The following is a 16,946-nucleotide window of genomic DNA, read 5'->3' on the forward strand; positions in this document are numbered from 1 at the left end:
GGGCAACTATTTCGCCGCGTCGCTGGATTCGGCCTTCAATTTTTCCAATTCTTCGGCGGTCGCGTCAACCGTTTGGCGGATTTGTTCTTCGCTGTGACAACTGGTAATAAAGAACCGCAGCCGAGCTGCTTTCTCTTCCACGGCTGGGTACATAATCGGCTGAACGTTGTACCCCCGAGCGTACAGGGCTCGCGAAAGCCGCAGAGCCAGCAGAGAATTTCCGGCGATCACGGGAACCACCGGCGTGTTGTCGCTCAGCCCCGTATCAAGCCCTTTTTCCTTAGCCAGCTTGAGGAACAATCGTGAATTGCTCATGCACTTGGCAACGACTTCCGGGTGCTTTTCTATCCGTTCGATCGATGCCAATGCGGCGGCGGCGTTCGACGGAGGCATTCCCACGCTGAACACAAAGCCGGGTGCGGTGTACTTCAGGTATTCGATCATCGTCTTTTTGCCGGCAATGTAGCCACCGCAGCTACCGAATGACTTACTAAGAGTCGCCATCAGAAAATCGATTCGCGAACCGGGGATGCCGTAATGTTCGCAGATCCCTCGGCCCGTCTTGCCCATGGTGCCGATCGAGTGTGCCTCGTCGACGAAGAGCATCGCTTTGTACTTTTCCTTGATCTCGACCAGCTTAGGCAAGTCGCAGTAGTCGCCGTCCATACTGTAGACGCCTTCGACGACAATCACGGCTCGACGATACTTGCCGCGCATTTCCGACAGCATTCGTTCGCACGCCGCCGTATCGTTGTGCGGAAACGCTCGACGCTGGGCTCCAGAGAGAATACACCCTTGCACCAAGCTATTGTGGGCTAGCTCGTCGTGCAGGATTAGGTCGCCAGGGTTCATCAGGTGGCCGATCGTTGTCTCGTTGGTCGAATGCCCACCCACAAAACAAACGGAAGACTCGGTACCCACGAACTGGGCGATCTTGCGTTCTAACTCGCCATGGATGGTCTTTTCGCCAGAGACAACGCGACTGGCCGAAACGCTGGTGCCAAATTTTTCGACGGCGGCCTGGGCGGCAGCGGTTACTTCCGGATCGCCACTGCTACCGACATAGTTGTAACTGCTAAAGCAGATGAACTCGCGACCTTCGATGATGGCCGTGTCACGCGTCGTCCCTTCGTGGACATCGAAGTAAGGACTCTCCATTCCCATCCGGGCAAATCGCGCGAGCCGCTCCTGAAGCTCAATCACTTCAGGGAATTGATCCGTCTGGAAGTCGGACGCAGGAATGTCTTCCAGAGCACGGGCCGGCTTCTCTTTGGCTGCGGGTGCCGAAGCCTCACTACCGCTCGACGTGAAGTCCCCTTCCACACCCACTAGGTTTGCAACGGCCGTCGCGAGACTAGTTATGGTGGTATCCTGCGAGAACTCTTCGACCGGAATGTCGACCTCTAGCTCCGCTTCGATCGAGTTCTTTAGCTCGATTCCCATTAGCGAATCGAGCCCCATTTCCGCCAACGGCTTCGCGTGATCTAGTTGCGAAGCACTGATACCCAGCGTTTTAGCGGCCTGATCGGCAACGTAATCGCCAATCATGGAGGCTCGTTTGTCCTCGTCCGCAGAGCCTAGACGATCCCGAAGCGCCCCACCTGACGATGCACCGACGACGCGTTCCTGGCGATGCAGCTTCGCGAGTTCGTCTAGAAGTCGCGGATGCTTGTTTCGACCGAACTGTTTAAGGAACTTCGACCAGTCGACCGGAAACACGCCTACGTCGGCGTAACGCGTAGGCAGAAGCTCTTCCAGGGCGAGCAGTCCTTGCTGCGGAGCGATCATGCCCAAGCCAATCCCGGCGAGCCGTCTGGCGTCGGCCGACTTGGCCATGCCTCCGCCACTCCATGGTCCCCAGTTGATGCTCAAACCGGTTAGGCCTTCAGCACGGCGACCGGCACACAAAGCATCCATGAACGCGTTGGCAGCGGCGTAGTTGGCTTGCCCCGGCGAACCGATCAACGCGGCGATCGATGAGAAGCAAACAAAGTAGTCGAGCGGAAGTTCGCGTGTCTGTTGGTGCAAATACCAAGAGCCATCTACTTTGGCCGGCAATACCTTGGCGAAGCGATCCCACGACTGTTGCCCAATCGTCGCATCGTCCAACACACCGGCGGCATGAAACACGCCTGCCAGTGGTGAAAGTTCTGTCTGAATGAAGCCCAGCACCGCGGCGACCTGATCGGCCTTTGCGGCATCCATAGTCGCGACGGTCACCTTAGCGCCTTCGCTTTCCCAGTCCGCGATCCGCTCGGACGTGGCTTCGTTTGCTTTACCACTGCGACTGGTGAGAACGACGTTCTTGGCGCCTTGCTGGACCAACCACTGGGCGACCTCCAACCCGATCGCACCGGTGCCGCCGGTGATTAGGTAGGTCGCGTCGCCTCGAATCAACGGCCTCTCGCTGGTGGGTGGCGTCATTTGCAAAATGACCTTACCCAAATGTTTGGCCTGCTGCATAAAGCGAAACGCGTCGACCGCGTCCTCCATGCGGTAGGCCTGCAAGGGCAGGGGAGTCAGCTGATGCGATTCAAACTGCGGTAGCAGCTCTTTCAACATCGCCGCGATGAGGCCTGGCGACTTGCGTTCTTCATCCCCCAGATCAAAGGGGAAGTAAGCGGCGTCGGGTCGGGACTTAGCAAACTGCTCAAGCGTCCAGATACCGATCTTGCCGATCTCGACGAAACGCCCTCCCTTGGCTAGACACTCGACGCTTTTGGTAATGAATTCCTGATTCAAACTGTTGAGAACGACGTCGACTCCTTCGCCGCCGGTATCTTTCAGAATCTGATCGCTGAAGAGTGTTGTCCGAGAATCGTATACATGCTTGATCCCCAGCGAATGCAGGAAGTCCCACTTCCCCTTACTGGCAGTCGCGTAGATCTCGGCACCAACGGCCTGGGCGATCGCGACGGCAGCTTGTCCCACGCCACCGGCAGCGGCATGAATCAGTACACGCTCTCCTTTGCGTAGTTTGGCAAGCCGCACCAGTCCATAGTGCGCGGTCAAGAACGCCAGCGGAATGGTCGCTGCTTCGTCAAATGTCTGGTTGCTCGGCTTCTTCGCAACGTAGTTTTGATCGACCAGCAAGTGGCTCGTCATACTAGCCGTGGAAAGCGCGATGACCTCGTCGCCGACGCTCAGGCTCTTCACCTTTTTGCCAACCGCCGTAACAACGCCGCTACACTCGAAACCGAAGGTCACATCCGCTTCGGTAAGGATACCGATTTCTTTTTCATATTCCTGCAGCATGCCTAGGGCCCGCAGCACATCGCGGAAGTTGAGCCCCGATGCTTTGACTGCGATCTCGACTTCAGACTCTGCCGGCTCGGTGCGAAGCTTGGGAACCAATTCCAGATTGGTCAGCATGCCGAACTTCTTCAGCCCCAACTGATACGGCTGTTCAGGAATAGTCAACTCGCCGTCAGCAGCCAAACGCATGGGCATCAGCCGCGACGAGAAACGCTTTTCGCCACGCAGCGCGATTTCTGTTTCCGAGTCAGGTACCCAAACTTCGCCAAACAGTCGGCCGGCCGTATCGCGATCGGCAGCATCGACATCCACGCGGGTGCAGTTGAGTTTAGGTAGTTCGTTGGCAATCACGCCGGCCAGTCCCCATGTCGCGGCTTCCAATGGGTGGCCGATCTTGTCGCCTGAGTAGATCCGTTGACCGCCCAGGGTGACCACATAGAGTCGGGGGGATTGATCTTCCAGCTGTCCCAACGCCTGAGCGACATGCAATAGCCCTTGGCAACCCAGCGCATGATCGACCATCGACTCGTTGGCTTTGCCGGAGAGGTCTTGCTGTGCCCAAAGATAGATCACTCCGCGAAGCTTCCGCGTCTCAGAAAGCTCGAGCGAGTCGAGTAGCTCCACGAATTCCGTTGGCTCGACTGGATCGAGCGTGGCATCGACTTCGCCAAACTCTAGTTCCGTGCCAGGGAAGACTTGCATCACTTGTTGCTTGCGTTGCTCTAACTGCTCGACGAGATACTCTGTCATCGGGCGGCCATCGCCGAAGATGAGCCAAACCGACTCTTCTTTTTCATCCACCGTCAATGGATTGCCAATTCGTGGTGTCTCAAGCCACTTCACTTCGTGGTACCAGCGATCGACATCGGCGACCAAACGCTTCTGCAGATCGATCTTGGCGAGCCGGGCCAGTTTCAAGCCGCGCACCTCGGCTAGAACTTCGCCTTCTTCATTGGCCAATAAAAAATCGGCCTCGACTTGCGGCATGCGCCCAGGCTTGCGGCCGACAATCTTCGACCAACAAGCGACTCGCTGCGGCGAGTGCCCCTCGAAGCAAGTCACGCTGCCGACACCAATCGGAATGAAGGTTGTACCCGGTGTCAGCTCGTCGGCCAGCAAACTACCCACCGTCTGGAAGCAGGCATCAAGCAACGCCGGATGAAGGTGATAATTCCGCGCGTCGCCCTGAAGTTCGGTGGGTAAAGCGACTTCGGCCAAGGCTTCGTCCTCGCCGGTTCCTAGCTGCTTGATCCCTTGGAAAGCGTGGCCATACTGCAAGCCGCTTTGTTTTGCTGCAGCGTAAAAATCGCCGACTTCGACCTGCTTCTCCATGCGAAAGAAAGCTTCCTGCAGGTCGGCCTTCTCAGGACGGGCTGCAGCAGGGACAATCTTTCCGGCTGCATGTAGTTTCCAAATCGTATCGTCGCTTTCGGAAGTCTCGGCGCTGAGAATCCGGAAGGAAGCGTAGCCGAACTCTTCGGGCGCCAAGACGACCTGAATCGTCTTTGAGCGTTGTTCTTCGAAGACGAGCGGCTGCTGAACTTGCAACTGCTCGACGGTGTACAGCCCCTCCTCGAAGTGTGCATTGACGGCACCGATGGCCAATTCGATGTAACCTGTCGCAGGAAAGACAGGGGTACCGAACAACTGATGATCGTTCAGATATGCCGGAAAACCAGGGGCCAGGTTCGTTTGAAAAAGCACCTCGTCCGTTGCCGTAGGAATCGTCACGCCCAGTAACGGATGCGACGTGCGGGCAGGCATGAGCCCGGTACCCGAACCGACGCCTTGCTCACTAGCAACCGGCATCGAATCCGGTGCCCAGAATCGACTACGCATAAAGGGATATGTCGGCAATTCAATCCGCTTTCGAGCGTATGGCGCGTCAAACGCTTTCCAGTCGATCGCAATGCCGATTTCGTACAGTTCGCCCAGTGAGTTGAGCATCATCTGCCAAGCGTTTCGACCATTCCGCAGGCTCGGCAACCAAGCGTTTTCTTTGCCCGGTAGGCTCACACGCCCCAGCCCGGAAAGAACTGGCTGCGGTCCGATCTCAACGAAGACGTTGCCCCCTTTCGCCGCGATTGCCTGGATGCCATCGGCAAAGCGGACGGCTTCGCGCAGATGTTGGCGCCAATACTGTGGCTTGGTGAACGCATCTTTGCTTAACTCGCCGGTCAAGTTCGCAGCGATGGGAAATGCGGCCGGCTTCATCTCGATCGCAGAAACAGCTTGTTCAAATTCGTCGAGAATAGGCTCCATCAACTTCGAATGAAACGCATGCGAGACCGTCAGGCGAATCGCACGAATCCCTTCCGACTGGCACAACTCAGCGACCTGATCGATTGCTTCCGTAGCACCACTAAGGACCGTCTGCTGCGGACTATTCACCGCAGCGATGCCAACTTGACCGGCGTGTCCGTTGAGAAGCGTTTCGATACGATCTGCTCCGGCCGAAACGGCCAACATGGCTCCACCGGCAGGCAAGCTTTGCATCAGCTTGCCGCGCAGAGCGATCAGCTTCAACGCATCTTCCAGCGTGAAGACACCCGCGACGCACGCTGCAACATATTCACCGACACTATGCCCGATGGCCATACTTGGCGTGACGCCCCAAGACTTCCACAATTGGTACAGGGCATACTCGGTGGCAAACAAGGTCGGCTGTGACATGGCCGTTTGATGGATCGTGTCGCTGCCAGTTTCGGCAAATAGCACGTCCAATAGCGGCACACCGTGTTTTTTCAATTCGGCGGCGCACTGGTCGATTGCCTCGCGGTAAACAGGGTGAGTCTCGTAGAGGTCTTGTCCCATCCCTGGATACTGCGACCCTTGGCCGGTGAACAGGAATACCACCTTATTGCGGCGACGCAGCGGTTGGCCATTGGCAGGATCTTTCGATCCCTTCTCGACCAGTTTGTGCAGCGAAGCGATCGCCTCTTGCTTGTCCGCAGCATTGACGAAAGCTCGGGCATCGAGCGTCGAGCGACCTACGGCGACGCTATGAGCAAAATCTGCCAGTGAAATGGATTCGTCTTGCAACTCTTCCAAGTAACGCTCCGCCAACAGAGGCAAGCCGTCGAAACTCTGCGTCGAAAGTGGGATGATATGCTGCGGGCGATCTTGCTTGGAAAGCGTCTTAGTTTCGGTTTCTTTCGAAATGTAATCGCCAACGATGACGTGACAATTCGTTCCACCAAACCCAAACGCGCTAACACCGGCCAGGCGATTGCCGGCATCGCTATTCCAAGACTTGGCTTCGGTGACGATCTCGACTTCGGCACCGCTCAGATCGATGTACGGATTAAGCGTTTCGAAGTTCAAATGGGGCGGAATTTGACCTTTGCTAAGCGAAAGCACTAGCTTCAAAAGGCCTGCGATCCCGGCGGCCGATTCCAGATGGCCAATGTTGGTTTTGACACTCCCCAGTCGAAGCGGATGCTGGGCGTCTCGCCCCGTACCAAGGACGTTCTTTAAGCTACGGACTTCGATCGGGTCTCCTAGGGAAGTACCGGTCCCGTGGGCCTCAATCAGTTCAATCGCTTGCGGCGCGAGCTGAGCATTTTCAAGCGCCGCCGTAAGCACTTCCTGCTGCGACGGTCCGTTAGGAGCAGTCAGACCATTGGTGAGCCCATCTTGATTGACGGCCGTACCGTGGATGACGGCTAAAATACGATCGCCGTCGCGTTCGGCATCACGCAATCGTTTCAAGATGACGGCACCACAGCCTTCGCCGCGGACGTAGCCATCGGCGCTGGCATCGAAGGTTTTGCAGCGTCCATCAGGGGCCATCATACGAGCCTGACAGAAGGTGATTGTTCCCTCCGGAGTCAGGATCATGTTCACCCCAGCGGCAACCGCTAAATCGGTCTCGCCTGACTGAAGACCTTGGCAGGCCAGGTGGGCCGAAACAAGCGAAGACGAACAGGCCGTATCGACTGCAATGCTTGGCCCGCGGAAGTTAAAGAGATAGCTCAGCCGATTCGCGGCGATCGACAAGCTGGTCCCGGTGGCACTATACGCATTGAGCGAATCGAGCCCGCGGAACATCAACCGCGCGTAGTCACTGTTACTGATGCCGACATATATGCCGGTCGCACTGTTACCAAGCGTTTTTACGGGGATGCCCGCATTCTCGAAAGCTTCCCAGGTCACTTCCAGCAGCAATCGCTGCTGCGGGTCCATCTTTTCCGCTTCGCGCCCACTGATCCCAAAGAGGGTTGGATCAAAGTCGGCCACATTGCTTAAAAAGCCACCTCGACGGGTATACATCTTGCCAGGCGTTGCAGGCTCGGGATCGTAGAGACGGTCGACGTCCCAGCGGTCTGGTGGAACTTCGCCAATGGCGTCCCGCCCATTAATCAGCAAATTCCAGAAAGCTTCCGGGTTATCGGCCCCGGGCAAACGACAACCGATTCCGATAACGGCAATCGGTTCATGTTTTGGCTGCATCGAAAAGGCTTCCGTCGCAGGTGAATGAAAGCAGGCACACTACGCGAGATGGGGATTACTTCTCGCCCGCCAGATAGCTAGAGAACTCTTCGATCGTGGGGTAATCGTAAACGATCGTCGGATCAATCCGTTTTCCGAGCCAGTTTTCCATATCGCCGGTCATCCCGATAGCCGTAGCTGAATCGAGGGCAAACGAATCGAAGGTAGCGCTAGGGTCAATGGAGTTGGGATTGGCGTCCAACTCTTTGGCAAGATAATCGATAATCCAGTCTTGGATTTCTTCCGCGGACTTAGGCGCGTCGCCAGAAGTTCCGGATGGCTCGGCTGTCATTGAGCACCTCGTGGCTTAGGGTAACACATCAGTTTACCCCTTATCCGTTCTATCGACCACTCACCCAACCGAACGTTTTGATCTCGGGAGAGTCTCCATGAGTCGAACCGACAGCTCCTACAAACCCTTCACAGGGGGCAAGTTCCATTAAGCGAACGACCGGCGATTGCGGGAAGACGTTGAAATGATTCACGACCTTGCGTGACTCAGGAGCCTGAAGATCGAGAGTTACGCGATCCAGAGGTGCCCGAAGACCAACACCGATCGTCTTCAAATAGGCCTCTTTATGAGTCCAAAACCGGAGAAACTGGTGAAAGCGATCCGCTTCCTGATGGGCACATATGTCCTTACGCTCGGCATCCGAAAGACATCGTTCGAGCATGCTAGCGAAACTACGGACTTTACGAATGCGCTCGATATCGACTCCCACGTCCTTGCCTAGCGAAACTGCCACCACGGCCAGTTCGCCGGAGTGCGTGAGGTTAAAACGTAGCTGACCGGCCTGACCGCGAATTACATTCGGTTTGCCAAATTCGCTTGTCTCGTAGGCAATTTGGGCCGGCTCGACATCCAAGTATCTGGCCAGGATATCACGCAGGGCTGCGTGAAATACTACGTACTGTTGGGCCTGATTTTCACGAAAGAACTTGGAAGCACGCACCTGCTCGGCTTCGGAAAGCTGCTTGTGCAATTGATCGACGCCCGACAGGCCTTCCTCAAGCGAAACCCGCCACAGGTGCAGTTCCGATTGAGCGATCTCCAGTTGTCGCATCGGACGCGGCAGTGGAAACGGCTTTGTGGAAAGTTGAATCATTCGTGGTGGGCCCGTAAGGGGGATGCAATGACCGGTCTAATGTTCGCTATAGGACGATTTCGACCAATTTGGGGTCACTTGGCCATTGATTCCAGCCAAGAGGGACTAATCATCAGAACCCCAAAACCTTCGCAGCATCGATCCAATGAAACGACATGGCGATCATTTTCGTGGTGGGAATTCACCTAAAATGTACCGCTGGAAACTTTCACCGGCAGGGACAAATAGGCAAACTGGTTTAAATACTCGTCAAACGCAAGTCTTGCGCCAATCCCCCATTTTGGCACAAGCGGCCCCGCAGAGGGGGGTTGTCGATTCGAGGGATCGCAAGAATTATCGCCGCTAGCAAGCAACCGTTGACGAGATTTTTAAGAACTTCCGAATCTGAATGGATCTCTAATCAGAGTAATCGGTTGGATCGATCAGATCATTTAGTGCGAAGGCCTCTTTTCGCTCGACGCATGCACCACATTTACCACAGTGCTTCTCGAGGCCTTTGTAACAGGTCCACGTTTTTTCATACGGAACACCTAGCTTCACGCCGCGTTTTGCGATCTCTCCCTTGTCCATTTGGACAAAAGGACGCCATAACTCGATCGGATTCCAGTCACAAAGACGAGCGGCGGTATCCATAGCGTCTGCGAATTCAGGGCGACAATCGGGGTAGATGGCATGGTCACCGCTATGGGCCCCGTAGGCCACAGCCGCACACTGATTGCTTGCCGCCCAGGCAATTGCGACCGAAAGCAGAATCATGTTCCGATTCGGAACGACCGTCTGCTTCATACTTTCCTCTGCATAATGTCCTTCTGGCACGTCTATCTGCCGCCCTGAAAGGCTATTGTTTCCGAATATCGGGTTGATAGCCGATAGATCCGCGACCTGGTGTGGGACGTTCACCCCATCACACAATTGCCGGGCATAGACGAGTTCTTTGACGTGTCGCTGACCGTAGTCGACTGAAATGGCCCAGCACTGATGCCCAGCGTCCAACATGTGATAAAGGAGCGTTGCCGAATCCATTCCACCGGAAACGACTGCCACAACTTTCGCCATTTTCAACTTCCTCGAGCCTACGTCACGACACAAAATACTGTGCTTCAGTCTAGCGCCCTGGTCCGTTGGTGCAAAGCGATGACCAGGCGTTACCGCTAAGCAAATAAACTTGCAAATCGGGCAAACGTTTCGTTACACTTAGCAATAAGGTCACTAAATTGTGTGTTTTGGCCTTTTCCCTTCCCGACAAGTCCTTTGTCGCCGACCCTTCCTTTCCCAATAGCCCCTCACCTAGCAACCTTCCAGGTGCCACATGCCTGCTTTTCGTATTTGGCTGGCCATTCTGATCGCATCTCCAACGATTGTCATGGCGGAAGAAGCTCCTCCTAGTGCTGCCAAACAGGTTAGTTACTACCGCGACGTGCGCCCCATCCTGCAAGGCAACTGCCAAGGATGTCACCAACCGGCGAAACGGGGAGGGGACTACTTGATGACCGATCACGCGTCGCTATTAACCGGTGGGGAATCAGGCTCGGAGGCTATCGTCCCCGGCGACCCAGCGGCGAGTTACCTGATTGAATTGATTAAGCCCGTCGATGGCAAAGCCGAGATGCCCAAAGGAAAGCCGCCCCTTGCCGAAGCAGACCAAAAAATCATCCTCGACTGGATCATTCAAGGAGCCCAGGACGACACGCCTGACTCGGCTAAAGAGAAGTACGATGCCCAACATCCGCCCAGCTACGTTCGCCCGCCGGTCCTGACCGGGGTGGCCTTCTCGCCGGATGGCCAGCTTCTAGCGGTTTCCGGCTATCACGAAGTGCTGCTGCAGAAGGCCGACGGTAGTGGTATCGCCGGTCGGTTGGTTGGCATGTCGGAACGAATCGAGTCGCTTGCATTTTCGCCAGATGGAACACGACTGGCCGTAGCCGGCGGCTCGCCCGGTCGCTTGGGCGAACTGCAAGTGTGGAACGTGGCCGATCATAAGCTGGATTACTCGGTCCCCGTTTCGTATGACAACGTCTACGGCGTGAGTTGGTCACCGGACGGTAATTTAATTGCGATCGGATGCGGAGACAATTCCGTCCGAGGTTTCGACGCAAGTAGCGGCCAACAAGTCTTCTTTAACGGCGCCCATGAAGACTGGGCTTTGGACACGGTCTTCTCGAAAGATGGAAGCCATCTCGTTTCGGTCAGTCGCGACATGGCCGTGAAACTCTACGAAGTTAAGACGCAACGTTTTGTCGACAATGTCACCAGTATCACACCTGGTGCTTTGAAGGGGGGGATCAACGCGGTAGTCCGTCATCCTGGTGAAGACCAGGTTCTCATCGGCGGAGCGGACGGGGTTCCCAAAATCTATCGGCTATTCCGAGAAAAAGCCCGCAAGATCGGTGATGACTTCAATAAGATCAAAGATTTCCCCGAAATGCCCGGTCGGATCTACGACGTGGCATTCACTTCCGACGCAACCAAAGCGGTCGCTTGCAGCAGTCTTGACGGGACGGGGCACGTTCACGTGTTTACCGTTGCCGACGGCAAGAAGGTGCTAGAACTGGAAGGCCTGTTGCATGCCGTTTATTCGATCAGCATCTCTCCCGATAACAAACGAATTGCTTCGGTTGGATTTGATGGAGAAGTGCTTATGCACGATCTGGAAACAGGTAAGAAGTTGAAGCAATTCCCGGCGGTTCCCATCACCCCTCTAGCTGCCACGAACTAATCGTCGCTTTCGCGATTTATTTCGATAGGATTTCGTTCGATGAATCTTAAACCTTTCCTTGCCTTTCTCATTTTGTTCAGCATTTCGGCCGCGAGTCTGGCGGAAGATGCGAACAACAAGATCCCCTCAGGCAAGACCATCCAACGAATTACCGTTTTCCCAGAGCAGGTCTCGCTCGAAGGGCCATTTGCCTACGCGCAGATCCTGATTACTGCGGAACTCGAATCGGGCGAGCAGATCGACCTGACGCGCAGTGCCAAGCGAACGGACCAGTGGGACGCCGTAAGTATCACGTCTCGTGGTCTTGTCACGCCGAACCAAGACGCTGTCGGAGAAATGGTCTTTCTGGTCGCAGGGCAAGAACTGACGGTGCCTGTTAAGGTGCAAGGGTCGCATGCGACTTACGAGGCCGATTTCATCCGCGACGTCACGCCAGCGATGAGCAAGATGGGTTGCAATCAGGGAACTTGTCACGGCGCAAAAGATGGCAAGAACGGCTTCAAACTGTCGCTACGTGGCTACGACCCCACCTACGACCATCGAGCGTTAGTCGATGACATCGCCGGCCGCCGTTTCAACCGTGCCGTTCCCGACCAAAGCCTAATGCTGCTAAAGACCTCAGGCGTCGTTCCTCATGTAGGTGGCCAATTGACCAAGCCTGGCGACCGACGATACGAGATCCTCAAGAACTGGATTGCCGGAGGAGTCAAGCTGAATCTTGACTCTCCCAAGGTCGAGAAGATTGCCATTTACCCCAGTAACCCCACCGTGCCGCTGCCAGGCATGTCGCAGCAATTTGCTATCTATGCCACGCTGACCAACGGCCAGGTGATGGATGTTACGGCGGACGCATTTATTGAAAGTGGAGATATCGAAATCGCTGCGGCCGACCAACATGGCGTGTTGAAACTTCTACGCCGCGGTGAAGCACCGGTGCTGGCTCGCTACGATGGTGCGTACGATGCCACCACGGTAACCGTGATGGGCGATCGCTCAGGCTTTGAATGGGTCGACCAACCGCAGCACAATTACATCGATAAACTGGTCGATGAAAAGCTGCAACGTGTGAATGTGCAATCTTCTGGCTTGTGCACCGACGACCAGTTTGTTCGCCGAATTTATCTCGACCTCACAGGGCTACCACCCACGGCCGATCAAGTGCGGGCATTCCTGGAAGACAAACGCTCTTCGCAGGACAAACGAAATGACCTAATCGATCAACTTATCGGCAGTGGGCCGTACGTCGAATATTGGACCAACAAATGGTGCGACCTGCTTCAAGTCAACCAGAAGTTCCTCGGCGATCCTGGCGTGCATGCTCTGAGAAACTGGATCAAAGACTCGGTCGCATCTAACAAGCCTTACAACCAGATGGTGTATGAGATCTTGACCGCTTCGGGTTCGACGATCGATCACCCGGCCAGCGCGTACTATAAGATCCTTCGGACTCCTGAAGACACAATGGAGAATACCACCCAGTTGTTCCTGGCAGTGCGTTTCAATTGCAACAAGTGCCACGATCACCCGTTCGAGCGTTGGACGCAAAACCAGTATTACAATCTTTCTGCGTTTTTCGCACAGATCGGGCGTAAAGAAGACAAGCGTTTCGCCGGTCAGCGGATTGGCGGTTCTGCCGTCGAAGGCGCAACACCTCTGGTCGAGGTGATCTACGATACCGGAAGCGGCGAAGTGAAGCATCAATTGACCGGCAAGGTGACTCCGCCGGAATTCCCTTACCAGGGCGAACTTGTCGAAGATGACGGAACACGTCGCGAAGAATTGGCAGAGTGGCTAACCGACCCTTCGAATCAATACTTCGCTTCTAGCTACGTCAATCGCATGTGGGGCTACTTGCTGGGACGTGGAATCATCGAGCCAATCGACGACATTCGAGCCGGTAACCCACCCACCAACCCCATGCTGCTCGACGCGTTGACCCGCAGTTTCATCGATAGCGGCTTCGACACGCGACATATCGTCCGCGAAATCTGCAAGTCTCGAACCTATCAGCAAGCGATTGCCACCAACAAGTGGAACGAGGACGATACGATTAACTTCTCGCACGCCATGCCGCGTCGCTTGCCGGCGGAAGTACTATTCGATTCAATCCATCAAGCGACCGGCAGCAACTACAACTTACCGCAACTTCCCAGTGGATTTCGAGCGGCTCAATTACCGGGCACCGACGCCAACATTCCTTTTCTAGATGACTTCGGCAAGCCGGCTCGCGAGAGTTCGTGCGAATGCGAACGAGCCACCGGCGTGATGCTAGGGCCAGTGATGAAACTGGTCAACGGCCCGGTAATCAGCAACGCTATCGCCGACAAGAATAACGCGTTGGCAACGCTTTCGACAGAAGTCACCGATGATCGCGCATTAATCGATGAGATATTCTTGCGGTTTCTCGGTCGATATGCCAGCGACAAAGAAGTCCAGCTAGGCGTGCAGTTGATGAACGAGCCTACGCCAGACCTGAAAGTTGCCCAGAAGGCCTTGGACCAACATCGCCAGCAATTGATGGCCAAAATGCCTCAGTGGGAAGCCTCGCTCGGACGCATTGCCCAATGGACACCCCTGACGGTGATCGAAAGCACCTCTAAGGCCGGCGTAAACTTCGAGAAGCAGGCAGACCTGTCGATCTTGGCAACCGGTCCACTCGCCAAGGATGAGTACGAAGTGGTCTACCAGATCGCTGCCGGCCCACTGACCGGATTGCGTCTAGAAACGCTACCAGACGATTCCCTGCCGTCTAAGGGACCGGGACGATCTCAGAATGGTAATTTCGTCTTAAATGAACTAAAAGCTCAACTGCGGCTTGCCGATGGGAGCGAAGGTCCTGTAGTCGCGTTCCATCGCGCCGAAGCAACTTTTTCGCAGACCGGGTGGGACGTTCGTGGGGCAGTCGACGGCAACTTGGGAAGCGGCTGGGCGGTCAGTCCACGTTCCGGTGAAAAGCATACGGCGTTGTTTGAAGTCGACGCAGAGGTAACGATCCCAGAAGGTTCTCAATTGGTCGTGACGATGAACCAGCAGTACCAGGACAGCACCCATCTCTTAGGGCGTTTTCGCCTATCGGCCACAGCCAGCGAGCGGCCTGTACGACTAGAAAACAACCTGCCGGCCGACATCCGCCAGATTCTTGCCAAGCCGGTCGACCAGCGGAGCGAGGAAGAAACTCAGAAGCTGGTCTCCATGTATCTCTCTGACGATGCTTTACTCAAGGACCTCGAAACCAAGCTAATTCAGGCCAAGTCGCTCGACGAAAATCGACGACTTTCTGGGCTGCAAGATCTGGCTTGGGCTTTGATCAATAGCCCAGCGTTTCTGTTCAATCGTTAACGGGCGAGGCCCACCCTCTTCCCGCTCAGAGGAAGGGGGCCCAGCTGCTCCACTATCTTCGGTGCTGGCAGTCTGCCAAAATCGGCGCGGTTAATTACCGAAAACCTTTTTCGGTTTCCTGCGGTACTAAGTAAGTAGCCCCGCTTGAGCCCATGCTGAAGACACACGATTTAACAAAACAATACGGCAGCTTTCTGGCTCTCGATCATGCCAACATCGAGATCGCCCAAGGGGAATGCTGCGGCGTATTGGGCCCCAATGGAGCAGGTAAATCGACCCTCTTCCGAATATTGATGGGTTTTCTTCGTCCGACTCATGGCCGTGCAGAAATTGGTGGAAAGGATTGCCAGCAATCTAAAAAGGCGGTCCATAGCTTGGTTTCCTACTTACCTGGCGATGTCCGGTTGTTCGGCGAAATGAAAGGAAAGCACGTCCTCGATTTCTTCGCCGACATCCATCCACGCGGCAGCCGAGAGCGATCGTATGCTACGGCTAAGCGATTAGACTTGGATACATCGCGTCGTGTCGGCTACATGAGTACCGGGATGCGGCAAAAACTGGGACTCTCGATTGCCTTAGCCACGGACGCACCGGTACTAATCATGGATGAACCAACGACCAGTCTCGATCCCAATGTCCGTGGCGAAGTAATCCGCATGATCGGACAGGCTCACAAGTCGGGCCGAACCGTCGCTATTTGCTCACACGTGCTCTCAGAGATCGAAGACATCTGCGATCGAGCGATCATCATGCGGCAGGGAAAGATCGTTCACGATCAATGCTTGCAAGACTTGGCCAGAAGGCATTCGGTCGAATTTCAATTAATGCAGCCGCTGCCACAAGTACCGGAGAATATTCGCGAACGCGTTCTCTCTGCCCGACAGCAAGGACATGCCGTTCGCCTGGAAACCGAGGGCGAACTTCGCGACGTGATGGCCTGGGTCACGCAGTTGCCATCCACGGAATTGAAGGTTACGCGAATGGGACTTCGCGAGGTGTACGACCGATTCCACACCCCGGCAAGCGAGGACGCGGCATGAATCTGGCCTTGTTACGGCAAGTTTGGCGTGAGTCACGTTTGCTGATGCTTGGGTGCTCGGTCGCATTATTCGCGTTCTGCTGGGTTCGCGTGTGGATCGTCGGACGGATCGACATGAGTCGCTTTCAAGGCATTTTGGAAATCCTGAAGCCAGAGTTTGAAAACTTCTCGGCTGTCGACTTCGAGCAAGCGTTGACCTATCCCGGCCGGGTAGCGTTTACGTTTACCGAGCCAATGGTCATTCTGCTGATTGTCGTGTGGAGCATTGCTCGGGGAAGCGATACGGTGAGTGGTCCGCTGGGCAAAGGGACCATGGAAATGATGCTGTCCCAGCCGGTCAGCCGTTTTCAGTACTTGATGAGCAAAAATTTGATGACGTTGCTGGGTACCATGGTGATCGCTGCCAGCGGCTATGCAGGGCTGGCCTGTGGCATCGAGACAACAACCGTCAAACGAGAGAATCAGCCGATCAAGATGCAGATCCCGCTGATTAAGATTGAAGTCGAAGTGCCGTTCACCCGAGACGCGAATGCACCCAAACGCGTTCCGCTTGCCGACTTTGTGGACAAGGGTGATTTGTTCCCTTCGGCCTTGAATCTTTTCGGCCTGGGTATCTTCTTCGGAGGCTTCACGACGCTGATGTCATCGTGGGATCAGTACCGCTGGCGAACGATTGCCATTGCGGCCGCGTTCCTGATTATCCAGCTAATGCTGCGCGTTTTGTCCCTATCTCTAGAAGACATGCCCTGGCTTCGTTACACCACTATTTTCTCGCTATACGAACCAGAAGTTCTCGTCAGCTATGCGGTCAACACGAAAGACGGTGCCTGGAGTTTCTTATTTCAGACGTCGCAAGAAGAGTGGAAATTGGGCGGGTTGGCCTACCTAACCTCTCTCGGTGGGGGCGGATTGGCTGGGTTTGCTGGTGCGACATGGATCTTTTGTCGCCGCGATTTACCCGCCCCAGTGTAAACACCATTCGGTCTCCGCGCATGAAAAA

8 protein-coding genes are annotated in these 16,946 nt (G+C 55.3%); 4 read left to right on the plus strand and 4 right to left on the minus strand.

Features of this window, described 5'->3' with window-relative positions; translation table 11 throughout:
- Nucleotides 1-6 precede the first annotated feature (6 nt).
- From HOV93_RS09120 to queC, 4 genes are all read right to left on the minus strand, one after another.
- Entirely contained in the window at nt 7-7,707 is a 7,701-nt protein-coding gene (locus tag HOV93_RS09120) for a type I polyketide synthase (protein WP_207396176.1), read from the minus strand.
- 55 nt (nt 7,708-7,762) lie between these two features.
- Nucleotides 7,763-8,038 (minus strand): acyl carrier protein, encoded by a 276-nt coding sequence (locus HOV93_RS09125; RefSeq protein WP_207396177.1) that lies wholly within the window; start codon nt 8,036-8,038, stop codon nt 7,763-7,765.
- Nucleotides 8,039-8,087: 49 nt separating this feature from the next.
- On the minus strand, nt 8,088-8,852 hold the full coding sequence (locus HOV93_RS09130) for a 4'-phosphopantetheinyl transferase family protein (RefSeq protein ID WP_207396178.1): 765 nt from the start codon (nt 8,850-8,852) through the stop codon (nt 8,088-8,090).
- Between the two features lie 396 nt (nt 8,853-9,248).
- A complete protein-coding gene (gene queC / locus HOV93_RS09135; RefSeq protein WP_207396179.1) occupies nt 9,249-9,908 on the minus strand; it encodes a 7-cyano-7-deazaguanine synthase QueC in 660 nt (219 codons plus the stop codon).
- 253 nt (nt 9,909-10,161) lie between these two features.
- Between queC and HOV93_RS09140 the strand changes: the two genes are divergently transcribed.
- From HOV93_RS09140 to HOV93_RS09155, 4 genes are all read left to right on the plus strand, one after another.
- The gene (locus HOV93_RS09140; protein ID WP_207396180.1) at nt 10,162-11,568 is read left to right on the plus strand and encodes a WD40 domain-containing protein; all 1,407 of its coding nucleotides are present in this window, start codon (nt 10,162-10,164) and stop codon (nt 11,566-11,568) included.
- A gap of 39 nt (nt 11,569-11,607) precedes the next feature.
- On the plus strand, nt 11,608-14,907 hold the full coding sequence (locus HOV93_RS09145; protein ID WP_207396181.1) for a DUF1549 and DUF1553 domain-containing protein: 3,300 nt from the start codon (nt 11,608-11,610) through the stop codon (nt 14,905-14,907).
- 152 nt (nt 14,908-15,059) lie between these two features.
- Nucleotides 15,060-15,947 (plus strand): ABC transporter ATP-binding protein, encoded by an 888-nt coding sequence (locus HOV93_RS09150; RefSeq protein ID WP_207396182.1) that lies wholly within the window; start codon nt 15,060-15,062, stop codon nt 15,945-15,947.
- Nucleotides 15,944-16,918: an ABC transporter permease subunit gene (locus tag HOV93_RS09155; protein ID WP_207396183.1), complete on the plus strand. Its 975-nt coding sequence runs from the start codon at nt 15,944-15,946 to the stop codon at nt 16,916-16,918. Before HOV93_RS09150 ends, HOV93_RS09155 begins: the two co-directional genes overlap by 4 nt.
- Nucleotides 16,919-16,946: the final 28 nt, after the last annotated feature.

Origin of the sequence: Bremerella alba (genome assembly GCF_013618625.1) — a bacterium.
Classification (GTDB): Bacteria; Planctomycetota; Planctomycetia; order Pirellulales; family Pirellulaceae; genus Bremerella; species Bremerella alba.